Origin of the sequence: Marinifilum sp., assembly GCF_965230805.1 — a bacterium.
Classification (GTDB): Bacteria; Bacteroidota; Bacteroidia; order Bacteroidales; family Marinifilaceae; genus Marinifilum.
In genome coordinates this window covers 2,398,527-2,415,191 of sequence record NZ_OZ246019.1, presented here as the reverse complement: position 1 = coordinate 2,415,191, position 16,665 = coordinate 2,398,527, and the positions used below count along the sequence as shown (strand labels likewise).

Here is a 16,665-nt window from a genome sequence, read left to right as displayed (position 1 = left end):
TCTTTTAAAATGTTGGATGAGATGTTATCTTTTCTTTGCGTTGAAAATATTTTATAAAAGCAATAAGGATGAACTTAAATAAAACAATCATCGGAATGGTGCATGTGCAGGCATTGCCAGGAACTCCGCAAAATAAATATAGTATCTCACAAATCTGTGATATGGCAGTTGAAGAGGCCAAAATATATACTGAAGCTGGCTTGGATGCCATTATGATTGAGAACATGCATGATGTTCCATATCTTAAAGAAACTATAGGACCAGAAATTGTTGCAAGTATGACTGCGATAGCTATAGCGGTACGTGAGGCAACGGATTTAGATTTGGGCATACAAATCCTGGCTGGAGCCAATAAGGAAGCATTGGCAGTTGCACAGGCAGCAAATTTCCAATTTATTCGAGTAGAAGGTTTTGTGTTCGGACATGTGGCAGATGAGGGGTATATGGATTCTTGCGCTGGTGAGCTATTGAGATACCGTAAAGCAATAGGTGCAGAAGATGTAAAGATCTTTACTGATATAAAAAAGAAACACAGTTCGCATGCCCTTACTGCCGATGTTGACATTGATGAAACCGCAAAAGCTGCTGAATTTTTCTTGAGTGATGGTGTAATCGTTACTGGTTCTTCTACAGGCAAAGCTGTTTATTTACATGAAATGAAAAGTTTGAAGGACAAGCTTAATTTGCCAATTTTTATAGGATCAGGCATAACAGCAGATAATCTTTCCGAATACTGGGATTATGCTTCTGGTTTTATTGTAGGTTCACATTTTAAGGAAGGTGGTTATTGGAAGAATCCAATATCGGGAGAACACTTAAATATGTTCATGGAGAAGGTCAAGCTACTAAGGAAGTAGATTTTCAGAAATTGATGATGGAATTACAAAAGTCTAAGAGATAGTACCTCTTAGACTTTGTTGTTTATAGATATTGGATATTAATAATTTATAAGCTTATCATGCAAATGAAACTAAAAAACTCGTTAAGCAACGAAAAGAATAGTTGGAAGAACGAAAAAAATAGTTATCTTTGAATTGTCAACATTATTCATGGTATATAAAAAAGGCAATTTAAATGCATACAAAACGATTAACGAAACGGGAAGAAGATGTAATGAAGATATTGTGGGATGCTGGTAAAGGTTTTGTAAAGGACCTGTTAAAACAACATTCCGAACCCAAACCACACTACAATACTTTTAGCACAATTATTCGCGGATTAGAGGAAAAAGGGTTTGTATCTCACAATTCCTATGGTAATACTCATGAATATTATCCGGTAATTACAAGAGAGGAATATCGGAAATTATTCATCAAAAATGTAGTATCGGATTATTTTGAATCTTCCTATAAAAATGTGGTTTCATTTTTTGTGAAGGAAGAAAAACTAAACGTTGATGACCTTAAGGAGCTCATTGATCTGATTGAAAAGAAAGAAGATAAAGAGTAAGCTATGATCGAAATGTTTTGGGAATATCAAATAAAAGGAGGAATTGTATTAGCTGTATCAGTTCTTTTGTATGTGCTTGTATTATCGAACGATAGTTTTTTTAAACGAAACAGGATTTGGCTGATTGGTAGCCTTTTATTGCCATGGATAGTGCCATTGCTTGCCATGCCTGTTTGGATGAAAAAAATGTTGTTCACAGATATGGGTGCCACTGTACCTTTACATACTTTTGTATCGGTCGGTCAAATGAATACAGATACAGTTCAGGTAACGAATCATTTTTCTTTTTCAATGGAGTTTTGGGGTATTGTGCTGTATGGTCTAATTAGTCTTGTATTGTTAATTCGGCTTTTTTACGGCTATGCATCTATTATAAGTCTGAAAAGAAAAGCAGAATGTAAATCTTACAAAGGTTTTTCATTGGCTGTTCTACCAGATTCGAAGCTGGGACCTTTCTCTTTTTTCAGAACAATTTTTATTCCGGAAGAATTGGAAAGAAGAGAAGATAGTAAGCTTATTTTAGAGCACGAAAAAACTCATTGTGCCGGTTGGCACTCTATTGATCTGACCTTAATTGAAGGTATGCTAATCTTTCAATGGTGGAATCCTTTTGCATGGTGGTTACGAAATTTAATTGCCAATAATCATGAATTTTGTGTTGACAACATCATGCTTAAGAGTCTATCTGAACCGAAGGATTATCAATATTCCTTGCTCAATCTTGTACAAAAGCAAGGACAAAATCACTTGGTTAATAATTACAATCAAAGTCTTACTAAAAAAAGGATAATAATGATGAACAAATCAGATAAAAATAGAACAATTGATAGATTAAAAGGATTACTCTTATTGCCTATTTTGGTTTTTAGCCTGTTGGCATTTACCAACCCTAATCAGGCTGATGAAGTAAAGGTGGAAAAGAAGTCTGAGAAGACAATATCAAACTCTTTGGATTTACAAAAGTTCATTGCCAGGTATGTGAAGTATCCTTTGGTAGCTCAAAAGAACAACGTACAAGCAGATGTAATTGCCCGGGTTGCAGTTGATAAAAACGGGAAAGTAAAGGGAGTAAATATTGTGCAGCAAACTGGGGCAAATCTAGTGAAAATTGAAGAAGTCGTAATCGTTGCTTATAAAAGCTCAGAGGATGGGCAGAGTGATTCTCAGGCTGGTCGTAAGAGTCTGGAAAAAGAGGCTAAGCGAATTCTCAAATCCATACCACGTATGACCAATCAAAATTGGATTGGGAAGGAGCTTGAGTTTAAGCTTAAATTTAGATTGGAATAGTATTTTGATAGCATATTTGTTAGATGATAATTAAACCCACGGAAAACAAGTTTTCCGTGGGTTTTAGTTTTTATATCTGAGCAAAATGTTTTGGAATGAATAAAATTACTAAGGACATACTGAGCATATATAGGTAAATAACGTGAGTTCGACGTAAAATTCTATCCACAGAAAGTTCTATTTGGGATAGATTTGCATTAAAAATTTGGAAAGAATAGCGGGCTATTTTGAGGAATTTTTAATGTGAAGATGTCGTAAAGAGAACTTTCCATTATGTGTTTGCCTGCTTTCGGCATAAATTTCCTCAAATCTTCTTGAAATATCCCGATATTCCTTCGAAAATTTCTACTCAAAATCAGCGCAAACTGTGAACGAATTTTACCTCGAACTCACGTTAAATAACATAAGAAGAGTTTAATGTGATAATAAGATCACAATTAAGTAAAAACTATATTAAATATTGGAGTTTTTCATTTTAATTGGCCAATATGGCAAATGGATATAAATACGCGATTAAAAACCCATATTACGTGATTATATACTAAAACAACGCATTGACAAATTGTTACAATAAAAAATTTTCGTTAAAAAATTATTTTTATAGTTTTAAAAAATGTTAATAATAAAGCAATCCTAACTCAGTTCAAGTATTAACCCTAAAACATTTAAGAAATGAGTATTAATTTCAAACCAGTCGGACGTAAAAACCCAAGAGATCCGCAAGCACCAGCCAAGTATTATGCCTCTATTAACACAAAAGGCAAAAGAAACATTCGTTTTATAGCAGAAGAAAAATTGCCGATCGCTCCAGTTTAAATCAAATGGATATTATATCTGTAATAGAAGGCTTTCTTCAGATTGTTCCCAAAACCTTACTCGATGGTTATACAGTTGACCTGGGTGAGTTTGGTAATATGGGTTTAATTGCCAAGAGCGAAGGCGTAGAAAAGGAAGAAGACTTAAATGCCCACCATATTGATGGTGTAAAAGTAAGTTTCCGCCCAGGAGTATTATTTAAAGATGACCTGGCTAGAGCAAAATTCGAGAAAATAGCCACTCCGCAAGAAAGTTCCGTAGAAAGCGAATAATTAGATCAAGTTATTTTTAAAAATAGTCTAGACTTTATTAAAAAAAGTCTAGATGTAAAAAAATAAAGTCTAGACCTTTTTTCAAAAAGGTCTAGATGTTTTTACACTAAAGTCTAGATCTTTTAAATGGTAAAGGTGATGATTGTGGTCATACAGATAAATGCTGGAAGTATGACAGGAATTGCAGCAGATAAATTTAATAAAAATGAAGATGGTTGTTTACAGCCATCTTCTTAAATATCAAGTAATGAGATCTAATTTGTTCGGTATAATTGCCTTATTCATTTTGTTTGTCACATCATGTAAAGATGGAAAAGAAAGTTTTTATAAATATTTTGATGGAGAGTATGTAGGAAGTAAAAACATTCAAATAAAAAAAATAGAATTAGAAGAGATCAAGCTTGGATCAAATGAGTTTTGCTCATTTGAAGGGAAAGTGTTGGTTAAGGATTCTAATCTTATTTTTATTGACGAAAGGTTTTGTTTTGCTTACGTATATGATAGAAATGGTAAATTTATTAGCACACAATTAGGACAGGGAAGAGGTCCGATGGAATTGAGTGCCGGAAGGCTTGAAATGGCTTCCCTATTTAAAGATAAATACGTGTTTTTGGGATCTGGAATGGATATGCACATTCATGACTCTGATTGGTGTAGACTTAGTACAACTGTGAGCAACTATAACAAGAAGGGAAGAAATCAAAATAATAGCAAACCAGAAGATATGGACCCATATAATTTTCACTATGGAAATATGTACGCAAGAATAAACAGTAAAAATGAAATGTTTATCCCTATTTATGCTGAGTGTAAAAATTTTGGAATAGCATCTGGTGAGAACTATTATTTGAATGGTAGAATCTTAATGAAATATAATTTAGATAAAGGTGAATATGATGGAGTGTTTGGAAGAATTTCTCCAGAATATTATAAAAGATTACCTAATGTTTTACCTTATCATATGTATTATGATTTTGAAATTGATAGAGATGATAGCTTTACCATTTCATACGAAATAGACTCTTTGATTTATCATTATTCAAAAGATTTTAATTTGAAATATGTGTTTGGTAATGCTGGTTCTGATATGGATACAACTTTCCAGACTGTAAAATTACCAATTCGAAAAGCAATCAATCCTGATGAATTAATTGCCAGTCGATCGACTAAGGGATATTATTCGCATATTGAATATTTTGAAGAATATGATTTAATGTTTCGATCATATACTAAAGGAGGTGAAGCAAATGTTGATGGATTACAAATTTATAAAGGAACCAGCTTAATTGGTGATATTGACGTTCCCAAAGGATTTAATTGGGTAAAAGGTTGCATTCCACCTTATTTTTATTCCAATGTACTTCTGAATGATGAGGAAGAAAGCATGAGGATTTATCGTTTTGAATTACCAAAATCAATTTTAAAAAGAATATAATGAGGCTACTATTGATAGTTGTTGTTATTAATTGGTTTTTCATTTTCAACGACAGTGAAAAAAAAACGAATATCATATTTGAAAATAAGATAGTAAAGCTTGATAGTATTGAACAAGGAACAATTGTTAAAGGGGAGTATAGCTTTAAGAATATTGGCCAGAATGATTTGGTGATTGAGTATGTTAATCCTGATTGTATTTGTACGGGATATCGTTTGTCTGATTCTATTATATGTCCTGATGACTGGGGAGTTCTTGAACTGGAATTCGACACAAAAAAAGATTTAGGAAACAAGAAGTTAGTTGCTATAATGAAAGCAAACACAGAATGTAAATTTTATAAGTTGATACTGAAGGTTAATATTATAAAAAGTAAAAAATGAGGATATTTACATTATTTTTTGCGATGCTTTTGATGGTCAAGGTATTGTCAGCACAAAATACTATTGAATGTAAAATTGTTGATGTAGATAGTAATGAAAGTTTGCCATATGCAAATGTATTTTTGCCAAAGTATAGTATAGGAACTAGCACAGATGATAAGGGCATATTTCATTTGCAGATAGAAGGAAAAGAAAAACATGATACAGTAATTATCTCTTATATAGGATATGATTCTAGAGTTATACAGTTTGGAAAAATATTTAAGCAACAGTCTATATCATTAAAACCTATTGTAAGTCAACTCCTAACTGTTGAAGTGATAGATGAGAAACAAAAGCTTAATGCTAAAAAAATTGCTATGAGTGTGATTGAGTTATATCACAAGAATAGACCAAAATATACTCACCTTTCAAAGTGTCAAGCAGCACAATACATTAAAATTGATAGAAGTTATTGCTTTTATATGGAGAGTTTAGGTTATGCAATTTATTCTGGAGATGTTGTTACTAAAAATCCATTGGTTAATTATAAGTTTTTTGCCGAGAATACATGTCTGGCAGATAGAAAAGAGAAGATATTGCATACTGTAATGAAAAAAACAGGTAATAATGTTGGCTTGCAATCAAATTTAGGTAATGGCTTACGTTCTTTTCAAATTCTTAATTATTACGGTGTGCTAAATCCAAAACATGCTAAAAAGTATTCTTTTAAAATTGATAGCATCTATAAGAAAAAGCAGGAATATTACTATTCAATTTCTTTTAAGAGAGGAAAAAGTGAAGGTAAGTTTTTATTTCATCGAGAAAGCTTGCAACTGATTAGTTTAGAACAGAAAAGTGAAAAAATATGGTCTGTATTAAAATATAAAAATGTTGCAGGTAAAGAATATTATACTTTTAATTATTTCGATGAAAAACCATTTTTTAATAGCATTAAGTGTGAAATCAAGAAAGGTAAATTGGAAGAGCAAACCATCATTTCAAATAAATTTCAGAAGGCAACTAATTTCGATATAGATAAGGAAGTGTGGTGTTTTAATAGCTACTCAATTAATCCTTTCATAATCTATAGTCCGAAAGCTTGGAGTACTACTCAGTCATTATTTGATGATAGACAGAGTATTGTCAATGATTTGAAGGATCCTTCTTTAGGTCATAAATCATTGGAATATCAATACATGCATAATTGTGATAAATGGTTTGAGAATGATAATAATCAAATACAACAAGGAAAAATCGCGATACAGTATCTATCCAAGTTGTTGAAAGAATTTTAATTAGAAAACAGAAAAGTAAATAGAAAATACTTAGAGAGGTTTAAGGCACTTAAGAAGTGTGCTTAATATGGAAGACATCTCAATACCAATGGAACTGTTCTGCCAGATATAGCAGAAAAAAAGAGCACAGCACAAATGCTTTTATGAGGAAAGGCAAGTGTACTGTGCAAAAATGTAATGTAACACTGCAAAGTTAATACTTTGCTAAATTTTTTTATTATGAAGAAAAAGATTCTTTTATCATTAGTGGGAGCAGTATGTTTTGGTTTTTTATTTAGTTATAACCTTGTAAATAACAATAGAACTCTTAAGGCAGATAATATTGATGCACTTGCAACAGAAATTCCTAAAAAAGATGATAATTATAAATTTTGGAGTGGTAGTGATTGTGAATTTGCAGGATCAATTGTTTGTTATATACCATAAAACTTGATTGATTTGGAGAAGAATAAATATTTAAGTTGAAAATATTCTTCTCCACGATTTAATTATCTTTTTTACTTTTTAGTGTTAAAATAAATTAAGAATAACAATGAATAAACTTATTCCTATTTACTTCATCATATTCTTGCTTTTGTGTTTTTCCTGTAGTCAGGATAAATTAAAAAAATGCGAGTATAAACCTGGGTTCGATTTAAAATCAAAGAAAATAATTAAGAAATTTTCATTTCCCAATGATGTTGATTCGAGAGTATACAAGCTAAGCTGTATCAATAATAAAGAAGATAAAGAATTGCTCTATTTTTTAAATAAAAAAAATCAATTGTTAGTTTATGATGTTGAAAAACAAAAGCTATTAAAACAAATAAATATTGCAGAAAGAGGTCCACATGGATTTGACCGTATAGGAGGTTTTAAAGTTATAAATACAGATTCTATTATTGTTACACCTTTCTTTAAATTTAAGCTTGGTATTATTAACTCGAATGCAGAAAAAATAGATGAAATTGATTATAGCGAGGGTAGAAAGTATCCAAGAACGCTTGACAATAATAATACTCATATATATATTGATGGCGATGATTTGTTTTTACCAATGTATTTAGAGGGAAACTGGACAACAAAAGATCTTAATGAATTTAAAGAGTACAAAACAACGCTAAAATACAATTCCAAAACTCAAGAACATAAACTGGTAGGAATGCATATTCCTTATGAATCTTCAAAATTGAAATTAAAAAGGCATTTTAATTTTTCATCTCAATTTAATAATGGATATATAATTGCTTTTGCCAGTACTCATAACATTTACTACACACAAGATTTTGAAAACTTCGTAGAATTTGAATGTCGAAGTAAAAATATTAAATCGTTAACCGAATATAGATTTACGAATGATTTTAATGAGAATTTGTATAAGCGTATAATCAGTACTGAATATACTAAGCTACTATGGGATCCTTATAGAAAATATCTTTATCGTTTTTATAAATTGGGTAAGAAGAATGTGTCTAAAAATAGTGATCTGATGTTGATTAATAAAGAACCGACTTCTTTTGGTATTATGATTTTAGATAGCTCATTAGACATTATTGCAGATAAAGTATTTAAAGACAATAAATATGATTGGGAGAAGAGTTTTGTAGGTAAGGATGGTTTATATTTATCTCCAGATCATCCTAATAATCCTAATCTTGATTTATCATCGATGAGTTTTGAACTTTTTGAAGTAAAAGTAGAGTAGAATGTAGTAATTCAATACAAATACTTATGAGGAAAGGCAAGTGTACTGTGCAAAAATATAATATAACACTGCAAAGCTAATACTTTGCTAATTTTTTTATTATGAAGAAAAAGATTCTTTTATCATTAGTGGGAGTAGTATGTTTTGGTTTTTTATTTAGTCATAGCCTTGTAAGTAATGAAAATTCCATTGAAACCGATAATTTGAAAGTTCTAGCAAAAGAAGTAAAACCTGATGAAAATAGGGCTTGTGCTCATGTAGTAACAAGATGTTAGTGACGAGAGAATATTTGCATTATATACTGATAAAACTATTGAGCAATATGTTAAAAATACATTTATTGGTAACTATCTTTTAGTTTATGATTGGAATGGAATCCCTCTTAAAAAATACAAGTTAGATAAACCTCTGGTGTGTTTTTCGTATGATAAAAGTGATAATTCTATATATGGTTTGGCTCTTGAAGAAGATATTCAATTGGTAAAGTACGATCTCAATGATTGAATAAGATCTAAAGCACTTTATTTTTCGTATTGATATGATTATTAATAACTGAATGTGAGCAGATTATTTAAAGAAAATTATATACAAATGAAGCAAATATTTCTTCTGCTAATTTCTTTTTTATTGTTTGTATCGTGTGATGGATATAAAAGAAAAACGGATATTAAAAATGCTATTGAAGCACTTGTTGGTAATAATGTTATAATTCCTGATTCCTTGGAGTTATTCTACCCGGAGAATTATATTGAAAAACCAAGAGATTTTAATATTCAGGTTTATTCGTGTATTAATGGGAATTGTGGCATATGTTTAGAAGATTTAAAACTTTGGAATGATTTTATAATGCAAAATGAAATGGCCAATGAAGTAAATTTCAATTTTTTTGTAAATGCTTATAGCTATAGCGAATTAGAAAAATTTTTTTAACAAAAAGAGACTTACATTTCCTTTTATCAAAGATCCTAATTCTGCAATGATTAAATTAGGTAAATTACCGGAAAGAAATATTTTTCATACTTTTTTAGCCATAAATAATAAAATTGTTATCGTTGGCAATCCAATGCACAACGAGAAATTAAAAGAGCTTTATCTTCGTACAATTAATAAGGAACTTTTTGGAAAAGAAATAGTTGGATCGGAATGAGATTTTTATTGAAAGGATTATTGTGTTTGATTATACTTTATGCTACAGTATTATTGTTGCGAGTATTTGTAGCAGAAGTATTTTGGGTACCAACAGCTTCAATGAAACCTAATATTGAAGATAAAAGTTATGCGTTAGTCGAAAAACTAAGTTATGGTGCTGTATTACCACAGTCTTTAGATCAAATACCTTGGACAAATTCATTACTTTTTATTTCAAGAAAATTTGAAGAATTATTGGCAAAAAATCGTTGGAGTTACAAAAGAATACTTGCTTGTTCAAAACCCATAAATGGTGATGTATTGGTTTTTCATTCTATTCAAGATTCTTCTTTTTTAATTAAGAGGTGTGTAGGTATTCCCGGAGATAAATTAACTGTTGAGAACAACATATGGTATTGTAATGAAGAGAAGTATGATTATTCAAATACCATAATTTGTGATTTTGTAGTTCGAAAGGATAATAAAAAATTAAATGATTTTTTTATTAAAAATAATGTATTGCAATGGAGTGAATATATAAATGGAAAAAGTGTTAATAAGGTTAAATTAAGTGGGGATAAGATAAAGAAATTAGAACAGATTGATTTATTGCAGTATCTGGATTTATCACACAATAAGGATATTAGCATATCTAAAACTTTTCAATTTAACTTTAAAATACCAGAAAAAGGAGATACCATTTGTTTGAATAATGAAAATTACAAATTTTATTCTGCGTTTATCAACAGGTATGAGCAGAAAAAGATTGTAAAAAAAGATTCAAATATTTTTATAAGTGGAGAAGCAACAGATAAGTTTATTATTGAAAATGATTATTATTTTATGATGGGAGATAATAGATCTCATTCTGTAGATTCAAGAAATTTTGGATTGATTCCATTTCAAAAAATAATAGGAAAAGTTTTCTATACTTTCTAGTTGCTTTAACGAAGTAATTTGCATTTTTCAGTACAAACTAATTATCAATATTTTAAAAGTAAAATCATAACTAATCTCGGTTTATTTCGATATAAATTGAAATAGTTGCAGAATAATACATGTAATTCATAAACTATGAAACAAACCCTAATTCTTTTAAGTGGAATTAGTCTTTTTGTTAGTGCTTGCACTTCCACTCAAGGTAAATCCTCAGAAAATACTGTCAGGGCATCCACAATTGTAGAAAGTAATCCTGTAAAAACAATTCCACTTGAGCGTAGCAATTTTAAACAGGAGATTATCAGTAATGGAAAACTGTGTGCTTTGTACAAAACTGATTTGCCTTTTAAACTATCAGGAAAAGTAAAGACTTTGTTGGCAAAAAATGGAACCTATGTTGAAAAGGGTGATCTTATTGCCAATCTGGAAGATTTTGAACTTGTCAATCAATTGGAAAAGAGCAAGCAGGCAGTTGCCAAAGCCAAGTTGGAAATGGAGAATATTTTAATTGGTCAGGGCTACGATGGAAAGGATACCACAAATATTCCAAGGAAAATATTAAACATTGCCAAATTAAAGTCAGGGCTAAATGATGCTTTGATTGATTTCAAAAAGACAAAGCACGATTTGGAATCTGCACACTTGATAGCACCTTTTTCAGGTGTAATTTCTAATTTATCTGCTAAAGTTTATCAGCAAGTAGAGGTTGGAAAAGCATTTTGCACTTTAATTGATACAAAAAGTTTTGAAGTGGAATTTACTGTAATGGAATCGGAAGTTGATCAGTTGTTTGTGAACCAGGAAGTAAGTATTTTACCTTTTGCCTTTGATCAAGAAACTTATAAAGGTAAGCTATCACAGATTAATCCCGTGATTGATGAAAATGGCTTGGTAAGTGTAAAAGCCTTGATTCAGAATACCAATGGCAAGTTAATGGAAGGAATGAATGTGAAAGTGGTGATAGAAAGGAAGCTGGAGCATCAATTGATTATTCCCAAATCGGCACTTCTGCTGCGACAAAACAAACAAGTTGTTTTTACCTATAAGGAAGGAAAAGCATTGTGGAATTACGTAAAAACAGGGCATGAAAACAGTGAGTCCTATACAATTTTAGAAGGTTTAAACGAGGGAGACAAAGTAATTGTAGAAGGAAGTTTAAACCTTGCCCACGAATCAAAAGTGCAACTCGTACAATAAGCTCAACATCCAAGTAACTATCTTCAAGGAAGCTTGCAACTTGAAGCTTGTAGCTTGCAACTTAAAAAAATGATAAAATTCCTACTAACCCGCCCCATTGCCGTAAGCATGACCTTTTTAGCCATTTTGCTATTGGGTTGTGTGGCGATTGGATTGTTGCCAATATCCTTATTGCCTGATGTTGCCATTCCTGAAATAAGTGTACAAATTTCGCATGAAAACCGTTCGGCACGTCAGCTGGAAAATACAGTTGTAAAAACCATCAGGCGACAATTGCTTCAGGTTCCTCAGCTTGAAGATATCAAAAGTGTAACTCGCGATGGAAGTTCTTTCATTCACATGAAAATGGCTTATGGAAGCGATATTAACCTTGCCTATATTGAGGTGAACGAAAAGATTGACAAATGCATGTCAATGCTTCCTAAAGATATGGACAGGCCACAGGTAATAAAGGCAAGTGCAACGGATATCCCGGTTTTAAAACTGAATTTAAGCTTACAAAAAGAACAAAGTTCACAACAGTTTATGGAGTTGAGTCAGTTTGCCGATGCAGTAATTCGCAAACGCATAGAACAACTTTCACCTGTTGCCATGGTTGATATTACAGGCAGAACTTTTCCTGAAATCTTTATTCAGCCCGATTTGGGGAAAATGAAGACTCACCAAATTAGCCATAACGATATTGAAAACCTGATAAGTAAAAATAATATCGACTTTGGAAATCTGATTATTCGAGATGGACATTACCAGTTCAACATTCATTTTTCAAAGAGTTTTCAGAATGTAAACGATATCAAAAATCTTTACTTTAATGTTGATGGAAGGATATTGCAGTTAAAAGATGTGGCTACAGTTGAATTAGTTGAACAAAGCAAAAAAGGCCTGGCAATGATTAATGGTAAAGAGGCAGTTTCTTTATCTATCATTAAGCAGGCTGATGCCCGGATACAGGATATGAAAGATGAATTGAAATCTTTAATTGATCACTTTCATGAAGAATATCCAAATATCCAATTTGAAATATCCGAAGATCAAACCAAACTATTGGACTATTCCATTGACAACCTTAAACAAAGTCTGTTGCTGGGAGCAAGTTTGGCTTTTCTGGTCATGTTTTTCTTTTTAAAAGATTTTCGTGCACCTTGGTTAATTGGTGTGTCAATACCTGCATCACTTATCATTTCCTTACTGTTTTTTCACTTGGCAGGATTATCTTTAAACATCATATCACTTTCGGGTTTGGTTTTGGGAATTGGAATGATGATTGACAATTCCATTATTGTTATTGATAACATTTCGCAGTTTAGGTTGAGAGGTGAAAACCTTTTGCAGTCATGTATAAAGGGAACCAATGAAGTAATAAGACCCCTGCTAAGTTCGGTACTGACTACCTGTTCGGTATTTCTGCCATTGATTTTTATCTCAGGCATTGCAGGAGCTTTGTTTTACGATCAGGCTTTGGCTGTGAGTATTGGTTTGTTTGTGTCGCTTTTGGTATCCATTAGCCTGCTTCCTGTTTATTACCGATTATTCTACAAAAACGAAAAGCAAGGAAAGTTAGATAAATGGGTAAATAATTTGAGTAAACTTGATTATGCAGTTTTGTATGAATCAGGCCTTAGAAAAGTATTTAGAAATCAGAAATTGTCATGGTTTCTGTATTTGCTTTTACTGGGAGCTGCCATCACATTATTAATCTCATTGCCTAAAAAGAGATTGCCTGAACTTACCCAACACGAAATGATACTAAGAATCGATTGGAATGATCGGATTAACATAGAAGAAAACAAAAGAAGAACCGAGCAACTGATTGGACAAATAAAGCCAGGCCTGGCACAAACTTCAGCTTTAATAGGTGAGCAGCAATACCTTTTGAATCGCAGACATGAACTTTCTGCTTCCGAATCATTGGTTTATATCAAAGTACAGAATAGTGTAGATATAGATCCTATTAAAAATCTTTTCAAGCACCATTTGCATGATTACTACAGGGAAGCCAGCTTTTATTTTACAAGTCCGGAGAATCTGTTTGAACAGGTTTTTGCTGATGACGAATCTCCTTTGCTTGCCAGGATAAATTTTAGGAATGGAAATGAAAAAGAACAACTATTACAGATAAAAGATTTGCAGCAAGACTTTAAAGATACTTTTCCGGATGAATTTAACACGTCGCAAACTTTTCAGGAACAAGTAAGTCTGGAGTTTGATCCGGTAATCTTGATGCTGTATAAAATTGATGTCAATTCATTTTATAAACAATTACAAACCGCATTTAATCACAACCAATTGGATGTGATTCGAAACAATCAGGATCAGATTCCACTTGTATTAGGCGATAATAAGAATACTTTGTTTGAATTGATTAACAAGAATAGAGTGGTGAACAGCGAAGGAGTTTGGTACAACTTAAACCAACTTGTAAAGCAACATCCTTATGAGTCTCTAAAAAGTATTACGGCAGGTAAAGAGGGAGAATTTGTCCCTTACGAACTCAATATTAAAGATGATCAACTTGTTGCAGTAAAGAAGAAAATAAGGCAAATACTTGGCAAGTACAAGGATGTGGACTTGAGCTTTTCCGGTAGCATTTTTTCCAATAGAGCACTTGTAGAACAGCTGGGATTGATATTAGTGATTTCACTGCTCTTGTTGTATTTTATTTTGGCTTCTCAATTCGAATCCATTACTCAGCCATTAATTGTATTGCTCGAAGTACCTATTGATATTGGTGGAGCATTGCTGATACTTTGGATATTCGGTGGTGATCTAAACTTGATGTCATTAATCGGTTTAATTGTGATGTCGGGAATTATTATTAACGATTCCATATTAAAGATTGATACCATTAACAGATTAAGAAAAGAAAATGGTTTTGGATTAATTAAAGCCATTCTGGTAGGAGGACAAAGACGATTGAAGCCGATTTTAATGACTTCCATAACTACCATATTGGCTCTTTTGCCATTCTTATTTTTAGATGGCTTGGGTGCTGAATTACAAAAACCACTGGCAATTGTTGTAATTGGTGGAATGTTTATCGGAACACTGGTAAGTTTATATTTTGTACCGCTTTGTTATTATTATTTAAATAGAAATAAAAATGCAGATTTTAAGTTACAAGCTGTTAATAGGAAAATATGACTTGTAGCTGAAAGCTATTAATATGAAACGAACATGAATTTTAACCTTCTATAATATTGAATAAGAATGATTAAAATTCATCGAGAGTTCCATCTGATAAATTAAAGAAAATTATAACCAGATGAACGTAAAATTGATCATTTCTATATCCATGGTAATCTTGTTGTGTAGGAATATACTTGCACAACAGAACAAAATGAGTTTGGAACAAGTCTTGGATTTGGCACAGACCAAATCTCTTGATGCCTTTCTGCAAAGAAACATGTTTCAGTCCAGAAAGTGGGAGTATAAATCCTATTTGGCAGATCGACTACCTAACTTATTATTAGGTATGACACCTTTCGACTACAATCGCTCTTTTGTATCTCGTTACAATTCGGTCAGTAATCTTGATGAGTTTAAAGAACAACAAAGTTTATATTCATATGCAAGAATGTCACTTACTCAAAATCTATCATTTACAGGAGGAACAATCTATGTAGATTCTGATTTTGGCCGTTTGGAAAATTACGGAGATGGTGATTCTAAGAGTTACACAACAACGCCGGTTAGAATTGGATTGATTCAACCAATTTTCGCATACAACGAACAAAAATGGATGAGCAAATTGGCTCCCCTGAAGTTTGAAAAAGCCAAAAAGGAATACATTTCAAATACCCAGGCTATAAATCTAAAAGCCATTGAACTATTCTTTAATCAGGTATTGGCAAGTTTAGATGAACAAATTGCCAGAACGAATAAAAAGAACTCAAACCTACTTTATGACATTGGGAAAAAAAGATATGAGATAGCAGCCATTAAGCAAAGTGAGTTGTTGAATTTGGAGTTAAATGTGTTACAAGCTGATATTGATCTTGTGAAAAGTGAAAAGCTCTTGCAGCAAGCCTGTTTCGATCTGAATTTATTTCTTGATATAGACGAAGAGAAAGTTAATGAACTCGTATGGCCTGAAAATATAAGCAATCTCAGTATTGATGCTGGTGTTGCTATGGATTTGGCTTTAAAGAATAATCCTTTGTTACTAGAGAATAAGCAAAATCAAATGCAGGCGGATATGGATGTTGAGAAAACAAAAAAAGAGAGTCGATTTCAAGCTACATTAACGGCAAGTTATGGATTAAATCAACAGGCAGAATCATTAAAAAGTGCTTATGAAAAACCCTTGGATCAGCAGAAAGTGAAGCTTAGTATTAATATTCCTATTCTGGATTGGGGAAAGAGAAAAGGGAAATATAAGATGGCCTTAAACGATAATGAAGTAATTCGTTTGCAGGCGAAGCAAAGGGAAATGGATTTTAAGCAAGAGGTAAGTCAAAAAGTGATCGATTTTAACTTACAAAAAAGTTTGGTTGACAATGCCCAACGAGCCGCTAAAGTTGCTCAAAAATCATATAAAGTGAATCTGAAACTGTTCAAAGAGGGAAAACTAACGGTTCTTCAGTTGGATGATGCCCTTAAAAAACAAACTTCCGCTCAAAAGGATTATTTATACCATTTGAAGGATTATTGGTTGTATTACTATGGTATTCAACTATACACGCTTTATGATTTTAGAGCCAAACTCGAATTGGAAGAGTTATTTGATAAACAATTAAAAGAAATGTAATCTCGTACCATCTCACTTGCAGCCTATATTTATGTAACGAACATGAGTTTT

Annotated in this window: 18 protein-coding genes; all 18 read left to right on the top strand. The window is 32.0% G+C overall.

All coding sequences use genetic code 11. From position 1 onward, the window contains the following. Positions 1–68: 68 nt before the first annotated feature. The 18 genes from ACO05S_RS09615 (at position 69) to ACO05S_RS09530 (ending at position 16,614) form a co-directional block, all read left to right on the top strand. On the top strand, positions 69–857 hold the full coding sequence (locus tag ACO05S_RS09615; RefSeq protein ID WP_421917800.1) for a BtpA/SgcQ family protein: 789 nt from the start codon (positions 69–71) through the stop codon (positions 855–857). A 217-nt stretch (positions 858–1,074) separates the two neighbouring features. Then, complete coding sequence (locus tag ACO05S_RS09610) at positions 1,075–1,449, top strand: BlaI/MecI/CopY family transcriptional regulator (RefSeq protein WP_421917799.1); 375 nt, start codon at positions 1,075–1,077, stop codon at positions 1,447–1,449. A gap of 3 nt (positions 1,450–1,452) precedes the next feature. Beyond that, positions 1,453–2,736, top strand: a complete 1,284-nt coding sequence (locus ACO05S_RS09605) for a M56 family metallopeptidase (protein ID WP_421917798.1) — start codon at positions 1,453–1,455, stop codon at positions 2,734–2,736. Positions 2,737–3,408: 672 nt separating this feature from the next. Beyond that, positions 3,409–3,552, top strand: coding sequence for a hypothetical protein (locus tag ACO05S_RS09600; RefSeq protein ID WP_421917797.1), 144 nt, complete (start codon positions 3,409–3,411; stop codon positions 3,550–3,552). A gap of 5 nt (positions 3,553–3,557) precedes the next feature. Next, a complete protein-coding gene (locus ACO05S_RS09595; protein WP_421917796.1) occupies positions 3,558–3,824 on the top strand; it encodes a hypothetical protein in 267 nt (88 codons plus the stop codon). 247 nt (positions 3,825–4,071) lie between these two features. Next, entirely contained in the window at positions 4,072–5,259 is a 1,188-nt protein-coding gene (locus ACO05S_RS09590) for a hypothetical protein (RefSeq protein ID WP_421917795.1), read from the top strand. Then, positions 5,259–5,642: a DUF1573 domain-containing protein gene (locus ACO05S_RS09585; protein WP_421917794.1), complete on the top strand. Its 384-nt coding sequence runs from the start codon at positions 5,259–5,261 to the stop codon at positions 5,640–5,642. The genes ACO05S_RS09590 and ACO05S_RS09585 overlap by 1 nt, the downstream gene beginning before the upstream one ends. After that, positions 5,639–6,919 (top strand): carboxypeptidase-like regulatory domain-containing protein, encoded by a 1,281-nt coding sequence (locus ACO05S_RS09580; protein ID WP_421917793.1) that lies wholly within the window; start codon positions 5,639–5,641, stop codon positions 6,917–6,919. The genes ACO05S_RS09585 and ACO05S_RS09580 overlap by 4 nt, the downstream gene beginning before the upstream one ends. 219 nt (positions 6,920–7,138) lie before the next feature. Further along, positions 7,139–7,345, top strand: coding sequence for a hypothetical protein (locus ACO05S_RS09575; protein WP_421917792.1), 207 nt, complete (start codon positions 7,139–7,141; stop codon positions 7,343–7,345). 106 nt (positions 7,346–7,451) lie between these two features. After that, a complete protein-coding gene (locus ACO05S_RS09570) occupies positions 7,452–8,603 on the top strand; it encodes a DUF4221 family protein (protein WP_421917791.1) in 1,152 nt (383 codons plus the stop codon). Positions 8,604–8,704: 101 nt separating this feature from the next. Next, entirely contained in the window at positions 8,705–8,878 is a 174-nt protein-coding gene (locus ACO05S_RS09565) for a hypothetical protein (RefSeq protein WP_421917790.1), read from the top strand. A 10-nt stretch (positions 8,879–8,888) separates the two neighbouring features. After that, positions 8,889–9,107 (top strand): hypothetical protein, encoded by a 219-nt coding sequence (locus ACO05S_RS09560; RefSeq protein WP_421921283.1) that lies wholly within the window; start codon positions 8,889–8,891, stop codon positions 9,105–9,107. A gap of 87 nt (positions 9,108–9,194) precedes the next feature. Then, positions 9,195–9,533 carry a hypothetical protein gene (locus ACO05S_RS09555; RefSeq protein WP_421917789.1) on the top strand — a complete coding sequence of 113 codons (339 nt, stop codon included), beginning with the start codon at positions 9,195–9,197 and terminating at the stop codon, positions 9,531–9,533. Between the two features lie 46 nt (positions 9,534–9,579). Further along, a complete protein-coding gene (locus ACO05S_RS09550; protein ID WP_421917788.1) occupies positions 9,580–9,750 on the top strand; it encodes a hypothetical protein in 171 nt (56 codons plus the stop codon). Next, a complete protein-coding gene (gene lepB, locus ACO05S_RS09545; protein ID WP_421917787.1) occupies positions 9,747–10,670 on the top strand; it encodes a signal peptidase I in 924 nt (307 codons plus the stop codon). The genes ACO05S_RS09550 and lepB overlap by 4 nt, the downstream gene beginning before the upstream one ends. A 135-nt stretch (positions 10,671–10,805) precedes the next feature. Then, on the top strand, positions 10,806–11,867 hold the full coding sequence (locus ACO05S_RS09540) for an efflux RND transporter periplasmic adaptor subunit (RefSeq protein WP_421917786.1): 1,062 nt from the start codon (positions 10,806–10,808) through the stop codon (positions 11,865–11,867). Positions 11,868–11,936: 69 nt separating this feature from the next. Continuing rightward, a complete protein-coding gene (locus tag ACO05S_RS09535) occupies positions 11,937–15,008 on the top strand; it encodes an efflux RND transporter permease subunit (RefSeq protein WP_421917785.1) in 3,072 nt (1,023 codons plus the stop codon). A 121-nt stretch (positions 15,009–15,129) separates the two neighbouring features. After that, positions 15,130–16,614, top strand: coding sequence for a TolC family protein (locus ACO05S_RS09530; RefSeq protein ID WP_421917784.1), 1,485 nt, complete (start codon positions 15,130–15,132; stop codon positions 16,612–16,614). The last annotated feature ends 51 nt before the right edge of the window (positions 16,615–16,665 follow it).